12 protein-coding genes are annotated in these 15,512 nt (G+C 68.9%); 6 read left to right on the top strand and 6 right to left on the bottom strand.

Features of this window, described 5'->3' with window-relative positions; all coding sequences use genetic code 11:
• The first annotated feature begins 247 nt into the window (after positions 1-247).
• From MZTS_RS03070 to MZTS_RS03055, 4 genes are all read left to right on the top strand, one after another.
• Complete coding sequence (locus tag MZTS_RS03070; protein ID WP_192281424.1) at positions 248-1,537, top strand: metallophosphoesterase family protein; 1,290 nt, start codon at positions 248-250, stop codon at positions 1,535-1,537.
• Positions 1,538-1,604: 67 nt separating this feature from the next.
• Entirely contained in the window at positions 1,605-2,876 is a 1,272-nt protein-coding gene (locus tag MZTS_RS03065) for an SLC13 family permease (protein WP_192281421.1), read from the top strand.
• A gap of 28 nt (positions 2,877-2,904) precedes the next feature.
• Positions 2,905-3,834, top strand: coding sequence for a DMT family transporter (locus tag MZTS_RS03060; protein ID WP_192281418.1), 930 nt, complete (start codon positions 2,905-2,907; stop codon positions 3,832-3,834).
• 26 nt (positions 3,835-3,860) lie between these two features.
• The gene (locus MZTS_RS03055; protein ID WP_192281415.1) at positions 3,861-5,258 is read left to right on the top strand and encodes a TAXI family TRAP transporter solute-binding subunit; all 1,398 of its coding nucleotides are present in this window, start codon (positions 3,861-3,863) and stop codon (positions 5,256-5,258) included.
• On the opposite strand, the gene MZTS_RS03050 is transcribed toward MZTS_RS03055, so the two are convergent.
• The 3 genes from MZTS_RS03050 to MZTS_RS03040 are packed head-to-tail and all read right to left on the bottom strand — an operon-like array spanning position 5,242 to position 8,769.
• Positions 5,242-6,945 (bottom strand): ATP-binding protein, encoded by a 1,704-nt coding sequence (locus tag MZTS_RS03050; protein ID WP_343068690.1) that lies wholly within the window; start codon positions 6,943-6,945, stop codon positions 5,242-5,244. The genes MZTS_RS03055 and MZTS_RS03050 overlap by 17 nt on opposite strands.
• On the bottom strand, positions 6,942-8,444 hold the full coding sequence (locus tag MZTS_RS03045) for an ATPase domain-containing protein (RefSeq protein ID WP_192281412.1): 1,503 nt from the start codon (positions 8,442-8,444) through the stop codon (positions 6,942-6,944). Before MZTS_RS03045 ends, MZTS_RS03050 begins: the two co-directional genes overlap by 4 nt.
• Positions 8,428-8,769 carry a HigA family addiction module antitoxin gene (locus tag MZTS_RS03040; protein WP_343068689.1) on the bottom strand — a complete coding sequence of 114 codons (342 nt, stop codon included), beginning with the start codon at positions 8,767-8,769 and terminating at the stop codon, positions 8,428-8,430. The genes MZTS_RS03045 and MZTS_RS03040 overlap by 17 nt, the downstream gene beginning before the upstream one ends.
• A 422-nt stretch (positions 8,770-9,191) precedes the next feature.
• Between MZTS_RS03040 and chrA the strand changes: the two genes are divergently transcribed.
• A complete protein-coding gene (gene chrA / locus MZTS_RS03035) occupies positions 9,192-10,601 on the top strand; it encodes a chromate efflux transporter (protein ID WP_192281409.1) in 1,410 nt (469 codons plus the stop codon).
• A gap of 72 nt (positions 10,602-10,673) precedes the next feature.
• Here the strand turns inward: chrA and exaF are convergent, their stop codons facing one another.
• From exaF to pedF, 3 genes are all read right to left on the bottom strand, one after another.
• Positions 10,674-12,437, bottom strand: a complete 1,764-nt coding sequence (exaF, locus tag MZTS_RS03030) for a lanthanide-dependent ethanol dehydrogenase ExaF (RefSeq protein WP_192281407.1) — start codon at positions 12,435-12,437, stop codon at positions 10,674-10,676.
• 322 nt (positions 12,438-12,759) lie between these two features.
• On the bottom strand, positions 12,760-13,617 hold the full coding sequence (locus MZTS_RS03025) for a substrate-binding periplasmic protein (RefSeq protein ID WP_192281404.1): 858 nt from the start codon (positions 13,615-13,617) through the stop codon (positions 12,760-12,762).
• Positions 13,618-13,630: 13 nt separating this feature from the next.
• Positions 13,631-14,053 (bottom strand): cytochrome c-550 PedF, encoded by a 423-nt coding sequence (gene pedF, locus MZTS_RS03020; protein WP_192281402.1) that lies wholly within the window; start codon positions 14,051-14,053, stop codon positions 13,631-13,633.
• Positions 14,054-14,221: 168 nt separating this feature from the next.
• Between pedF and MZTS_RS03015 the strand changes: the two genes are divergently transcribed.
• Positions 14,222-15,454 carry an ABC transporter substrate-binding protein gene (locus MZTS_RS03015; RefSeq protein WP_192281400.1) on the top strand — a complete coding sequence of 411 codons (1,233 nt, stop codon included), beginning with the start codon at positions 14,222-14,224 and terminating at the stop codon, positions 15,452-15,454.
• Positions 15,455-15,512 lie beyond the last annotated feature (58 nt).

Raw genomic sequence — 15,512 nt, 5'->3', positions numbered from 1 at the left:
CTTCCAACTCAGACCACTAGATTGACTAACAGAGGGCTTGTTCGAACCATATCCGAATATCACGCTTTCGTGATGGAATAAATTGGAACTTGCCCATCGAGCATGACTTGAGCGGCGGCGGCCGGAAACGGAGCCGTTGCCGCTCTTCTTTCCTCACGCGGACACAGCCTTCAAGGAGCCTCGCCGGTGTCAGGCCACAGCATCCGTGCGCATGTGTCGGCTGCCCTGCCGGGTCGGGCCGCCTGAGATGGCGGCGACGTCGCGAGAGCAGACCGCACCGGCCGAGGATCCCTTTGTCGTCCTGCATGTCGGCGACCTCCACCTGACGGGACGCAGCGAGGCCAATGCCCGCGATCTCGCCGCCATCCTCGACCAGATCGGCGCGATCACGCCGCGTGCCTTCGACTTCGTCTACCTGCCGGGAGACCTCGCCGAGGATGGCACCGCGCCCCAGTATGCGATCCTCTCCGCAGCCCTGGACCGTCACCCCGATCTGCCGGTCAGGCTGATCCCCGGCGATCACGACCGTCAGCACGGCTGCATCGAGGCCTTCCACGCCATGTTCACGACGGTGGCGGGGAGCCCGCGTGGCGGGAAGCACGATCCGGTCGGCCATTCCCTGCCGCAGCCCGAGGATCCGCGCGAGGTTTCGCAATACTACTACGCCGACACGTTCTCGGGCGTGCGTTGCCTGTTCGTGGATATCGTCAGCGCCGGCTTTAGCCGTAAGGGGATCGGTCTCGACTTCCGCCTCGGCCGTCCGCAGACGCTCTGGCTGTCGGACCAGATCGCCCAGGCCGCGGCCTCCGGCACGCCCTGCGCGATCTTCGTGCACGCTTATCCCGACGACCTGCGCGAGCCGGATGAGCGGCTCGACATCGCCGGGCTGATCTGGAACGGCAACGTGCGCCTCGTCGAGATGGGGCACACCCACTACAACGAGTTGGCCCATGACGGGCGCACGCTCTACGCTGCGGCCCGCTCGGTCGGACAGAACGAAGACGGCTCGGTCGGATACGCCGTCGCCGCCATCGACGGCCCGGTGACGAGTTGGCGCTTCCGCGCCCTCGACCGGACACCGCCCTTCGTTCTGATCACCAGCCCGGCCGACCGGCGCGTCGCCACGAGGCCGGCGACGGACGAGAACAGCGGCATGGTGCGTGACGGGCAAGGGCGCATCCGTGTCCGCGCCGTCGTCCTCTCCGACCGGGAGCCGCAATACTGCCATTGCCGCGTGGATTTCGGCCCTTGGATCACGATGGTCAGCCAATCGGCGCGGACCTTCGAGGCCTGGGCGCCCTGGCCGGCCGGAGCCCGCAGCCTGCAGGTCGAGGCGGTCGATGCGCGCTGGCCGGGGCATGGGCCGGACTACGTCGATACCGACGAGATCGAGCCCGCCCGCCCTTCCGCCCCCGGGGAGGACGAGCCGTCCCTGCCCGACAAGCCGGGCAGCGACGCCTTCCGGCTCGGCCCCTGGCTCCGGAAGGGTGTTCGCGGCGACCAGCTCGGCCCCAACCGCGCCGGCCGTAAATGGTGAGCGGCGCTCGTCGGCGATCTCCGGCCTCGTGTAACCCTCCAGCCTTCCCAAACGAGAGACGACGACCGTGGTTGCTGCCCTCGGGCTTCCGCTCAACCTCCTCACCTGGATCATCGCCGGTCTGGCGACCCTCGGCGTAATCCTGCGACCGTTCTCCTGGCCGGAGGCGATCTGGGCCGTCGCCGGAGCGGTTCTTCTGGTCGCCCTCGGGCTGCTGCCGTGGCCGGCGGCGCTGGAGGGCGTCGCCAAGGGGACCGACGTCTATCTCTTCCTCGTCGGCATGATGCTGCTGTCGGAGATCGCCCGGAAGGAGGGGCTGTTCGACTGGCTCGCCGCCCATGCGGTGCGGGCCGCCCGGGGCTCGGCCACGCGCCTGTTCCTGCTCGTCTACGTCGTCGGAACGGTCGTCACGATCTTCCTGTCGAACGATGCCTGCGCCGTGGTGCTGACACCCGCCGTCTTCGCCGCCACCAAGGCGGCCGGGGTGAAGCAGCCGCTGCCCTACCTGTTCATCTGCGCCTTCATCGCCAACGCGGCGAGCTTCGTGCTGCCGATCTCGAACCCGGCCAACCTCGTCGTGTTCGCCGAGAACATGCCGCCGCTCACCCGCTGGCTCGCCACCTTCACCCTTCCCTCGATCCTGGCGATCGTGACGACCTATGTCGTGCTGCGCCTGACCCAGAACGCGCGGCTGCGCGGCGAGACGGTGGCGACGGAGATCGACACGCCGAACCTGTCCCTCGGCGGCAAGGTCGCGGGCGCCGGCATCGTCCTCACCGGCGCGGCGCTGATCGGCGCTTCCGCCGCCGGGATCGAACTCGGCCTGCCGACCTTCGTCGCCGGCCTCGCGACGACGCTGGTCGTGATCCTGATCAATCGTGGCGGCCTCGTCGAGGTCGCCAAGGACGTGTCCTGGGGCGTGCTGCCGCTGGTCGCCGGCCTCTTCGTCTTGGTCGAGGCCCTGGAAAAGACCGGCGTGCTGACCCTGCTCGCCGACCTGCTGAAGCGCGCCGCGCAAGCCGATCCCGCCGCGACCGCCTGGGCCGGGGGCGCCGTCGTCGCCCTCGGCTCGAACCTCGTCAACAACCTGCCGGCGGGTCTGCTGGCCGGGGCGGCGGTGCAGGCGGCCCATGTGCAGGAGAAGGTGGCCGGCGCGATCCTGATCGGCGTCGATCTCGGCCCGAACCTCTCCGTCACCGGATCGCTCGCGACGATCCTCTGGCTCACCGCGATCCGCCGCGAGGGCGAGGACGTGTCGGCCTTCGCCTTCCTGAAGCTCGGCCTGCTCGTGATGCCGCCGGCCCTCGCCCTGGCGCTGGCCGCCCTGATCCTCGTCTGAGGCCCGTCGAACCGGAGGTGCTGTCCCCATGAACGCCGCCCTGCTCTATCCCTTCATCATCGTGGCGGGTGCCCTCCAGGCGCTCGGCAATTCCATGAACGCGCAGCTGCGCGGGCGGTTGGTGAACCCGTTCCTGGCGGCCTCCGTCTCCTTCCTGCCGATCGTCTTCGTCTTCGCGACCCTGTTCCTCCTGATGCCGACGCCCCTGCCGGGCCTCGACACGGTCGCCTCCATGCCGTGGTACGCGCCCCTCGGGGGCGTGGCCGGCGCCGTGGCGGTATTCGGCGGCCTCGCCTTCGTCGACAAGGTCGGGGCCGGGCCGTTCAACGGCCTGACGCTGACCGCCAACATCCTGACCTCGCTCGCTCTCGATTCCCTCGGCCTGTTCGGGCTGCAGGGCAGCGGCTTCAAGCCGATGCCCTGGCTCGGCGGCCTGCTCATGGCGATCGGCGTGACGTTCATCGCCCGCGTCACGCCGGACAAGGGCAAGGAGAAAGACGCCGGGCACGGCCTCAACCCGAAGTTGCTCTACCCCTTCATCGTCGTGGCCGGCGCGCTCCAGGCCATCGGCGTCGTCTGGAACGCGCAGCTGCGCGGCGCGCTGGTGAATCCGTGGCTCGCGGCCCTGGTGTCGTTCCTGCCCGTGGTCTTCGTCTTCGTGCTGGTCTTCCTGCTGCGGCCGAAGCCGCTGCCGCAGCGCAGCGATATCGAGGGCGTGCGCTGGTGGATGCCGCTGGCCGGCCTGACCGGCGCCGTGGCGGTGTTCGCCGGCCTGCTGTTCGTCGACAAGGTGGGGGCGGGTGCCTTCAACGGGCTCCTTATCACCGCCAACCTGCTGACCTCGGTGGCGCTCGATCATTTCGGCTGGGTCGGCATGAAGCAGGTGCGGGCCGGCGCCTCCCGGATCGGCGGAGCCGCCCTGATGGTGGCGGGCATCGTGCTCATCTCGCTCTTCTGAGGAAACGAGGTCGGGAGCGCCGATCGATGCGCGCCGGTCTGACGTGGCTGTTGTCGAGGGGCGCGCTGCTGGTCGCGGCGGTCGCGGTGCTGGCGGTCGGAGCGGGCGCGGCCTGGTACCTGCTGCAGGCGACCGTGCTGACGATCGCGGTCGCGCCGCGGGACGGGACCGAGCCCGAGCTGATCAAGGCCTATGCCGACGCACTGGACGCCGCCGGCGAAGGCGTGCGGTTCAAGATCCTGTCCTTCGACGACGTGCGGGAGAGCGCCGCCGCTCTTCAGGACGGGCGGGCGGACCTCGCGGTGGTCCGCCCCGATGTGCTGCTTCCGACCAACGGGCTGACGCTCGCGATCCTGCGCGATCAGGCGATGATCATCGCCTCGCCCGATCACGCTCCCATCAAGAGTTTCCCCAAGCTCGCCGGCAAGCGGCTCGGCATCGCCGCGCACCGGGACGCGGATTTCGATCTGCTCAAGAATCTCCTCGGCTATTACGGCCTCGTGCCGGAACTGGAGCAGCCCCGCGCAGGGGCGCGCGACCGGAGCGTCCACCTCGTCAGGGTCGATCAGGAGAATGTCGCCGCCGCCTTCCGGGAGCGGCGCATCGACGTCTTCGTCAGCATCATCGCGCCCTCCGCCCCGAAGGCGCTCGCCATCGTCGGCGCGGTTCGCTCCATCGCCCGCTCGGGGCGGGTGGAATTCGTCGCCGTCGAGGATGACGGGGCCGTGATCGAACGCTTCCCAAGGCTCCAATCGGTGACCGTGCCGGGCGGCCTGTTCGGGGGCGATCCGAAGCTGCCCTCCGACGACGTGAAGACCATCGGGGCATCCTACCGGCTGATGGCGCGCGCCACCTTGAGCCGGGTCGTCGCCGCCGATGTCACCCAGCACCTCTTCGAGAAGCGGACGGCGGCGGCCGCCGTGACGGATGCCGCCGAGTACATCCAGTCACCCGCCTACGAGACGACGGCGGCGGCCACGAGCGCGCGCGTCCCGATCCATCCCGGCGCCATCGACTACTACGAGCGGGAGCAGCATGGCTTCGTCGAACGCTACGGCGACACGCTCTACCTGCTCGGCGCCATCGCCGGCGGCCTGGTCTCGGTCCTGGCCTGGATCCGCCAGCGTCTCACCGGCCTGCGGCGGGAGCGGATCGACGACATCGTGGATCGGCTGCTCGAGGTGATCGGGCAGGCGCGGGCGTCGCACGACCCTACGGAGCTGGATGCCCTGAGCGCAGAGGTGGATGCCCTGGCCGCCGACGCCGTGCGCGACGCCCGCCGGCGCGACACGGATGACCGCACGATGTCGGCGGTCGGCATCGCCATCGAGACGGCGCGGGCGACTCTGCGAGACGCACGGGCCCGGATCGCGCGCGGGGACGATGCGAGGCCCGATCCGACGGCGCTCAGACCGTCGACATGACGGCAGCGTGCGACCCCGGCGGCGATCCGCGCCGGCCGCAGATCCGGGCGAGCATGCGCGAGAGCTGGTCGGCCGAATAGGGCTTGTGGAGCAGTTCGAAGCCGTGGCTGCCCTCCTCGGCCAAAACGTGGCTGTAGCCGGAGGTGAGGAGCACCGGCAGGGATGGGAAGCGACGTCGCAGGGCTTTCGCGAGGGCGATACCGCCCATGCCCGGCATCACCACGTCGGAGAACACGGCGTCGAACTCCGCTTGGTCGCCCCCGAGCCGGTCCAGCGCCTCCTCCGCGTTGGTCGCCCATTCGGTGGCATAGCCGAGATCCTGCAGGATCTGCGTGGCGAAGCGCCCGACCTCGACATTGTCCTCCACCACCAGCACCCGCCGGCCGGCGCCGTCGGTGGCCCCGTCGAGCAAGTCGGGTCCCGACTGAGTGGCGTCGGGGGCCGCCGTCTGCGGCAGATAGAGGGTGAAGGTCGTGCCGATCCCGAGTTCGCTCGTCACGTCGATGTCGCCGCCGGATTGCTTGGCGAATCCGAAGACCTGGCTCAGACCGAGCCCCGTCCCTTTCCCGACCTCCTTGGTGGTGAAGAACGGCTCGAAGATGCGGCCGAGCTGATCGGCCGCGATACCGCTTCCGGTATCGGTCAGCGAGACGGTGACGAAATGTGCGCGGGATCCGGCATGGCCGCGGATCGGCGGCATCGGCCGGTTGCCGGCCATCCGCAGCACGAGCGACCCGGCACCGTCCATCGCGTCCCGGGCATTCACCGCCATGTTGACGAGGGCGGTTTCGAACTGGCTGCGGTCGCAGCGGACGAAACAGGCCTCGTCGGGTGCCTCCAGCGTCACGCTGATGCGCGCGCCGGTCACGGTGTCGAGCATGTCCGCCACGTCGCGCAGGCACGCGCCGACCTCGAAGGTCTCGGGCTTCAGGGCCTGGCGTCGCGCGAAGGCGAGGAGTTGGCCGGTGAGCTTGGCGGCGCGGTCGACCGTGTCGGAAACCGCATCCATATAGCGCTTGCGCCGCTCCTCCGGCAGGTTCGGCCGGCGCAGGAAATCGACCGAGGAGCGAATGATGGTCAGCAGGTTGTTGAAGTCGTGGGCCACGCCGCCCGTCAGCTGGCCCACGGCCTCCATCTTCTGTGACTGACGCAGGGCCTCCTCGGCCATTGCCCGCTCGTCGATCGCCTCGGCGATGCGGCTTTCCAGCGTGGCGTTCAGCTCCCGTAGCTGCGTCTCGCGGCTGTGCAGTTCCTCAAGCCGAGCCCGCGCCTCGTATTGCCGCCGCCGGCCGCGCAGGGCGGTAGCGATGACGCTGATGAGGGTGGTCGGGTGGAACGGGCGTTCGAGGAAGCTGACATTGCCGAGGATGCGCGAGAGACGCGCCGCCGTCGGATTGCGGTCCGCCCCTCCCTGGCGGGTGAGCAAGATGAAAGGCATGTCCGACCAAGCCGGCTGCTGGCCGACCCAGCGGCTGAGCGGGGCGAGATCGGCGGTGCGCACCGCCTCCTCGGTCACCAGCACGGCGCCGGCCACCGCATCGAGCCTCCGAACCAACTCCGGCAGATCGGGGACGATTACCGCCGCGACTTCGGCATCGAGGAGCAGCGCACGCGCCAGATCGGCGTCGCGGCCGTTCGGCGCCAGGATCAGGACATGTTCGGAGAGTGCGGAAGCCGGTTGCGTCACGGCGCGCCCGTCTCCATCAACCCCGCCTCACCGCCCTCGACCAGCGAGGGCACACCCCGCAGGACGCCCTGAAAACCGCGCAGGGGCGCGCCGACCTGGAGGCCGTTGCCGGTGATGCGGTATTCACGGATCGTGTCCTCATGCGCGCCCATGCGCTTCTTCACCACCGAGATCGCGCGTCGAACCTGCCCGAGCGCCTCGAAGTAGCGCAACAACACGACCGTGTCGGCAAGATAGGTGATATCGACCGGGCTCTGCATGTCGCCCACAAGCCCGTGCTGCGCGATGGTCAGGAACGTCGTGGCGCCCTGGCGGTTCAGGTACTGCAGCAATTCGTGCATGTGCAGGATCAGCGCCATCTCCTCCGGCATCGCCGCTTGGTAGCCGTTGAGACTGTCGATCACGACGGTCTTGGCCTGTGCCTCGTCGACCTGATGGCGCACGAGATGGGCAAATTCGCCGGGCGACAGCTCCGCTGCATCGACCTGTGTCATGGTCAGGAGCCCGCGGTCGCGCAGGCCGGCAAGGTCGAACCCCATCGTCCGGGTGCGTTCCAGCATCAGGCCCAGCTCTTCGTCGAAGACGAACATGGCCGCCCGCTCGCCCCGGGCCGCCGCTGCCATGACGTACTGGATCGTGAGCAGCGACTTGCCGGTTCCTGCCGGCCCGAGCACCAACGTGCTCGATCCGGTCTCGATGCCCCCGCCGAGGAGCTCGTCCAATTCGGGCACAGCGCTCTTCACCCGGTCGTGGCGGAAGACCGTCTTGTGCTCCAGCGAGACGAGACGCGGAAAGACCCGCACACCACCGGTGGAGATGCAGAAATCGTGATAGCCGCCGCGGAAGCGCTGGCCGCGATACTTCACCACCCGCAGGCGCCGCCGCTCCGCGCCGTAGCTGGGCGCGAGTTCCTCGAGACGGAGGACCGCGTGGGCGACGCTGTGCACCGACTTGTCGGCGCGGTCGCTGGTCAGATCGTCGAGCAGCAGCACGGTGCTGCCGTGACGGGAGAAGTAGTGCTTCAGCGCCAGGATCTGTCGCCGGTAGCGCAGCGAGTCGCCGGCCAAAAGGCGAATTTCCGAAAGGCTGTCGAGTACCACACGGGTCGGCTTCAGGGTCTCGATCTGATCGAAGATCGCCTTCGTCGTCTCGCCGAGTTCGAGATCGGAGGAATAGAGCAGGCTCTGATGCTGCTCGGCATCGAGCAGGCTTTCGGGCGGGATCAGTTCGAAGATCCTCAGCCCGCCGCCGAGGGTCCAGCCATGCGAGCGGGCGGTCTCGCTCAGTTCCTCCTCGGTTTCGGAGAGGCTGATATAGAGGCACCGCTCGCCGGCGGCCGCGCCGGTGAGCAGGAATTGCAGCGCGATGGTCGTCTTGCCGGTGCCGGGATTGCCCTCCAGCAGATACAGCCGGTTGCGCGTGAAGCCGCCGCCGAGCACGTCGTCGAGACCTGACACGCCGAGCGCCGCCTTGGCGGTAAGGTCAACGGGTGCGGGCATGTCCGGTCAGCTCGGTCTTGAGGGCGTCGGGCAGGGTGTGGGCGGGAATGCGCGGCAGGACCGCAGCGAGGTCTGTCGCGGCCCGGGCGAGATCGTGCGTCTGCTGCAGGCTCAACCAGAAGCCGCCGGGCAGGCCCGACAGGCGGGCGAGGCGCACCGCCATGTCCGGCGTAACGGCGGCGGTGCCGGCCAGGACGCGGTGCAGGGTCTGCCGGCAGATGCCCAGTTCGCGGGAGGCTTGGCTCACGGACAGGCCGAGACCGGGCAGCACCTGTTCGCGCAGCACGGATCCGGGATGCGGCGGCGCGGTTTGAGGATTGGGCACAATCGATCTCCGATGCGGACCTGTAACGTCGGGCGCGACAGAGACCAACCCGCTTTTCGGGAAAGTGCTTGCCGGCCGTCCCGGATCGAGGCGGACGGATCGACGCGGCACCCGGAGCCCTTGACCGGCCCGAGCGGCTGCGGCGGCGAGGACGGCCGATCAGTGCCCGACGCTCACGGCTCGGCCAGTCACTGTCTGAGAGCCTGTTTGCGTTCACTTGCTGGGCCAATCCCACCATCCTCATGCTGGGCGCTCGCGAAGCGAGCCTCGGAGTACCCCGGAACGGTCGATCCCATAATATTCCTCTGCCATGACATTCCTCCGCTGGGAGAAGCGTCGCGGGATGCTGGCGCATTGCCTCAATGAGGACCGTCATGGAGAGAAGAACAGATGGCTCAAACAGGCCCTGAAGGAATCTGACCATGGCGGATGCGGTCCTCAACGGCCGCGCGGTGCAGGAAGATGCGCACCGCCCTCCCCCGGCACCCGTGACGTTGCGGCAAGCGCTGCCCGTCTGGCTTCGCGTCGCCGCGCTCTCGTTCGGCGGTCCGGCGGGGCAGATCGCGGTGATGCACCGCATCCTGGTCGAGGAGCGGCGCTGGGTGTCGGAGGGCCGCTTCCTGCACGCGCTGAACTTCTGCACGCTGCTACCGGGACCCGAGGCCCAGCAGCTCGCCACCTATATCGGCTGGCTGATGCACGGGACTCGGGGCGGGCTCGTCGCGGGCGGCCTGTTCGTGCTGCCGGGCCTCGTCGCCATCATGGCCCTGAGCTGGGTCTACGCGCTCTACGGCAAGGCCGGCTTCGTCGCCGGCCTGTTCTTCGGCCTCAAGGCCGCCGTGCTGGCCATCGTGATTCAGGCGGTGCTGCGCATCGGCCGCAAGGCCCTGAAGGGGCCGGCGATGGTGGCCCTTGCCGCCGCCTCCTTCGTCGGCATCTTCCTCCTCGACGTGCCGTTTCCCCTGATCGTGCTCGCGGCCGGAACGGTCGGCTATCTCGGCGGCCGGGCCGGATCGCGCATCTTTGCGGCCGGCGCCGGCCACGGCGCTTCGGTTCAGGACGATGGGGGCGCCTATCTCTTCGGCGAGGAACAGTCCCCGCAGGAGCGCGCTTCGGCCGGCCAGACCCTGCGAGTCGCCGGGATCTGGGCCGCTCTGTGGCTAGCGCCGGTTCTCGCTCTGCTCGCCCTGCTCGGTCCGGACAGCGTCTTCAGCCTGATCGCCGTGTTCTTCTCGAAGATGGCGATGGTGACCTTCGGCGGCGCCTACGCCGTCCTCAGCTACGTCGCCCAGCAGGCGGTGGAGCAATACGGCTGGCTCCGGCCCGGCGAGATGCTCGACGGCCTCGGCATGGCGGAGACGACTCCGGGCCCGCTCATCATGGTCACGCAGTTCGTCGGCTTCCTCGCGGCCTACCGGTCCCCGGGCTCGCTGCCGCCCCTGCTCGCGGGGACGCTCGGCGGATTGCTGACCACCTGGGTGACCTTCGCCCCCTGCTTCCTCTGGATCTTCGCGGGCGCACCCTCGATCGAGCGCCTGCGCGGCAACCGGGCCCTAGCCGGCGCGCTCTCGGCGATCACGGCGGCGGTGGTCGGCGTGATCCTCAACCTCGCGGTCTGGTTCGCGCTGCACACGATCTTCGCCGAACTGCACCCGGTCGCGGCCGGTCCGATCCGCATCGACCTGCCGGTGCCGGGGAGCCTCGATCCCTGGGCCCTCGCCCTGGCGTCTGCAGCGCTGGTCGCGACCTTCGCGCTCAGGCTCGGCATGTTGCCCACGCTCGCGGCCTGCTCCTGCGCCGGCATCCTGCTGCATGGGGTCGGATGGGCCTGAAGCGCGACGGGTCGCTCATAAAAGCAGACGGGCGGCGGATCCCTCCGCCGCCCGTCCCGATGACAGTCCGGCTCAGCGCGAGGCGAGAGCCTTCGGCAGCTTGAAGGCCCAGAAGCTGCCGCCCTGGTTGATGCCCGTGGTGGCCTTGGCCACCTCGCCGCCCCAGAGCGGAACCGCACCACCCCAGCCGGCGGCGACGCCGACCCACTGCTCGCCGTCCTGCTCCCAGGTAATCGGCGAGGCGACCACGCCGGTACCGACCTGGAACTTCCAGACTTCCTCGCCGGTCTTGGCGTCGAAGGCCTTGAGGAAGCCCTCCGGCGTGCCGGTGAAGACGAGGTTGCCCGCAGTGGTCAGAACGCCGGCCCAGAGCGGAGCCTTGTTCTTGTACTCCCACACCACCTTCTTGGTGGCCGGATCGATCGCCTTGAGCGAGCCGATATGGTCCTCGAAGGTCGGCTTGATGGTGAAGCCGGCGCCGAGATAGGCGGCGCCCTTCTTGTAGTTCACCGGCTCGTTCCAGATATCCATGCCCCACTCGTTGGAGGGCACGTAGAACAGCTTGGTGTCCTGGCTGTAGGCGATCGGGTTCCAGTTCTTGCCGCCGAGGAAGCCCGGCGTCGCGTAGACCGACTTGCCCTTCTTGCCGTCCTCGGACTTGGCCGGATCGCCGGGGCGGAAGGCGTCGTCGTAGATCGGGCGGCCGTTCTCGTCGATGCCCTTGGCCCAGTTGATGTTCGAGACGAACGGCGTCGCCGAGATGAACTTCCCGTTGGTCCGGTCGAGGACGTAGAAGAAGCCGTTGCGGTCGGCGGTGGCGCCGGCCTTCACGGTCTTGCCGTCCTTCTCCATGTCGAAGGGCACGAACTCGTTGACGCCGTCGAAGTCCCAGCCGTCATGCGGCGTGGTCTGGAAGCCCCAGACGATCTCGCCGTTATCGGGGTTGATGGCGAGGCGCGAGGCCGACCACTTGTTGTCGCCCGGCCGCAGGGACGAGTTCCACGGGCCGGGATTGCCGGTGCCGAAATAGATCAGGTTCAGTTCGGGGTCGTAGGTGCCGCCGAGCCAGGTGGCGCCGCCGCCGAACTTCCAGGTGTCGCCCGGCCAGCTCTCGTTGACCTTGCCGGTCATGGTCGAAGGCTTGCCGTTGAGTTCGCCGACATGGCCCTCGATCACGGGCCGCTTCCACACCACCTCGCCGGTCTCGGCGTCGCGGGCCTCGACCCGGCCGACCACGCCGAACTCACCGCCCGACACGCCGGTGATGATCTTGCCCTTCACGATGATCGGGGCGGCGGTGTAGCTGTAGCCGGACTTGAAGTCGTCGATGTCCTTGCGCCAGACGACCTTGCCGGTCTTCTGGTCGAGCGCGACGAGCTTGGCGTCGAGCGTGCCGAAATAGACCTTGTCCTTGTACAGGGCGGCGCCGCGGTTCACCACGTCGCAGCAGGGCAGGATGCCCTCCGGCAGGCGGGCATTGTATTCCCACTTCTTCTCGCCGGTGCGCGCATCGACGGCATAGAGGCGCGAATACGAGCCGGTGACGTAGAGCACGCCGTCCTTGACCAGCGCCTGGCTCTCCTGGCCGCGCTGCTTCTCACCGCCGAAGGAGAACGACCAGGCGGGAACGAGGCCCTTGATGTTGTCGCGGTTGAGCGTCTTCAGCGGGCTGAAGCGCTGGGCCTTGGGCCCGAGACCGTAGGTGACGACGTCTTCCGGGGTCTTGGCGTCGTTGAGGATGTCCTGCTCGGTCACCTCGGCCAGGGCCGGCAAGGCGAGGCCGACGCTGAGGGCGGCGAAGCCCACGGCCGTCAGGAACTGGTTCCGCACTCTCATGTGGCATGTCCTCCGTCGTACCGGACCCGGTTTTCCGTGATCCGCGGGGCTTTGCTGTCACACCTGAATCGGCGGAAGGCCCCTTGGAGTCGAAGCCTAGAGTGCTTCTCAAAAATCGCTTATTGGCCTTTGGTCGAACTCTGACCGACCGGTTCGGCAAAATTCGCGGTCACTCGACCGATCAGGCGTAAGGAAACGGACCGCCCCACAAGGGTGGGGTGGCCCGCGACGCCACACGAAATCATGTCGATTGCTTGCTCTCAGCCTTTGTTTCGACGCGCCCTCTTTCGCCGAACCGGCATCCACTTCGGCGGCAAGCGCTCTAGTAACCCTGGGGCGCGGTGTAGGTAACGCCGTAATTCTCGCAGATCGCCTTGAGACGACCCTCCGTCGCGAGGGCCGAAAGGGCATCGCCGACGGCATAGGCGAGGTCACGGGAATCGCTCCGCACGGCACCGCCGAGATCCCACCGGGTCCGCACCAAGCCCGGCACGGGCAGTTCGACCACCGGGTTCGCCTCCCGCGCATCCGCCGCCGCGAGCACCGCCTCGATGGCGGCGCGCGTGCCGCCCAGGATGTCGGCCTCACCGGCGAGATAGGCCTTCGCCGCCTCGCCGAAGCTGCGGTAATGCTTGACGTTGCCGCGGTATCGCCCGCCCTCCGCATTCATCAGCAGGCTGTCCGACGCGCTGGTGCCCTCGACCGCGACCGTGTGCCCCTCGAGATCCCGCACGCCCTCGAAGCCTTCGACCTTGTCGCGGCGATAGGCGAAGGCGAGGCGCTGCTCGAAATAAGGGGTCGTCAGGAAGATCTGCTCGTTGCGCGTGGCGAGGACCCGGTCGTGGGGCACGTGCAGCATCAGGTCGGCCAGCGGCGTGCCGGCGAGATCGCCGCGCCACAGGTTCAGCCGGAAGTCGCCGTCGACATTCTCGCCCGCATCCACCACCCGCAGGTCGAGCTTCACCTTGAGCCGGTCGGCGATCGCCTGGGCGAGATCCGCGTCGATGCCCCGGGGCGTGGGCTTCCCCGCCTCTGAAAAGGGGGCGTTGTCGTCGTAGACCGCGACGCGCAGCACGCCCGAGGCCACGACCTCGTCGAACGGCCGCGCGGCCGCCGGCCCCACCGCGACCGTCAGGCAGGCGAAGGCGGCCGCGAGGCCCCGGCGGAACGGAGAGGTCATCCTCACGCCGCGCTCATTCCTCGTGCTTCGACTCGATGTAGGTCCGGATCGCCCACAGGGCCTCCTGCGACAGCACGCCCTCGAAGGCCGGCATCTTGGTCATGCCGTTGATGATCGCGCCGTGGCGGACCCGTTCGACGAAATACTCGTCGCCCTCCTTGCCGACCGGAAGGTAGCGCAGGTCCGGCGCCAGCCCGCCCGAGATCACCTGCAGGCCGTGGCAACGGGCACAGTTCTGGTTGAAGCCGGAATCGCCGATGGCGACGGCCTTGGTGTCGCCGCGATAGGGGTTCTCTTCCCGCCACGTCTCGCCGAGGGGGGCCAACCCCGCCGTGTCGACCGGCTGAGGCTGCACGTCGCCATGACCGAGGGCGGCGGACACGGACAGAGCCAGACACAGGGCGACCAGCCCGCCCCTCACAGGTGCAGCCTTCATTTCCGTTCCTCCCATTCGTTGATTGGAACGGTTAGCAAGCACGCACCACCAAACCCATTGTGCTTTGGTACGGGGCAAAGCCGCCCTGTGCACCTTGGTCCAATATCGGTCCAAGGCGCTTCGCTCCTATCGTGCTCCCAAACAAAAGCGGGAGGCGAGCAGGGCGCGATGCTGGCGCGGCTCGGACATCGACGGGGCGACCCGCGGCGGCGCATGGCGCACGACGCCGGGCTGGCCATGCCCGGCCTGCTCTTGATGCTCCTCGCCCTTCTGCCCGCTCCCGCGGGAGCCCGGCCGCTGGCGATCCACTATCTGGAGCGGCGCGTCGAGCGCCCGTCTCCCCTCAACAACGAGGATCCGATCCCCGACGACGAGGGTCTCAAGGGCGCGGAGCTGGGGCTGAAGGACTCCAACGCCACCGGCCGCTTCGTGTCCCTGAGCTTCACCCTCGACAGCCGCGTCGTCGGAGCCGACGAGGACATCCGCGACGCGTTCCGGGCCCTGGGCGATCAGCCACGCTTCGTCGTCCTGAACGCGCCGGCCGAGGACGTGCTGGCCCTGGCCGACCTGCCGGAGGCACGGGACACCGTCTTCCTCAATGTCGGAGCCCCCGATACGCGCCTGCGGGAGGCCGATTGCCGGCCTCGGCTGCTGCACGTCCTGCCCTCGCGGGCGATGCTCGCCGACGCCCTGGTGCAGTTCCTCGCCTACAAGCGCTGGACGCGGATCCTGCTGCTCTCGGGCCCGGCTCCGGCGGACGCGCTCTATGCCGAGGCGCTGAAGCGCAGCGCCAGGAAGTTCGGGGCGCGGATCGTGACAGAGTCGCGCTTCGACCCGCAGGGGGGCGACACGCGCGACACGGCCCTGCGCGAATTCGTGCTGCCCACCCGCGGCCCGGATCACGATGTGGTTGCCGTCGCCGACGAGGCGGGGGCGTTCGGGGCCAATCTCGTCTACAACACCGCCGCGCCCCGGCCGGTGGTCGGCACGCAGGGGCTCACCCCCGCCGCCTGGGGACGCCCGGTCGAGGCTTGGGCGGCGGTGCAGCTCCAGACTCGGTTCCGCCGCCTCGCCGGCCGGGCAATGCGGCCGGTGGACTATGCCGGTTGGATGGCCGTCCACACCCTGGGCGAGGCGGCGGTGCAGGCGCGCAGCACCGATCCCGCCACGGTGGCCGCCCTGGTCCTGTCGCCGACTTTCGAGGTCGGCGGCTTCAAGGGCCGGCCCCTCAGCTTCCGAAGCTGGGACGGGCAATTGCGGCAGCCGCTCTTCCTGCTCTGGCCGGGCGCCGTGACCGCCACCGCCCCGATCGAGGGCTTCCTGCACCACCGCACCGAACTCGACACGCTCGGCTCGGACGAGCCGGAGAGCGCGTGCCGGGCCTACCGCAGGCCGGGCTGATGCAGGGCCCCCTCCCCCGCGCCCACCCCGAAATCGGGATCCTCCGCATGAGCCGCGC

This window comes from Methylorubrum zatmanii (genome assembly GCF_014845115.1).
GTDB classification, from domain to species: Bacteria; Pseudomonadota; Alphaproteobacteria; order Rhizobiales; family Beijerinckiaceae; genus Methylobacterium; species Methylobacterium zatmanii.
The sequence above is the reverse complement of the archived record's forward strand: the minus strand, read 5'-3'. Positions and strand labels throughout refer to the sequence as shown.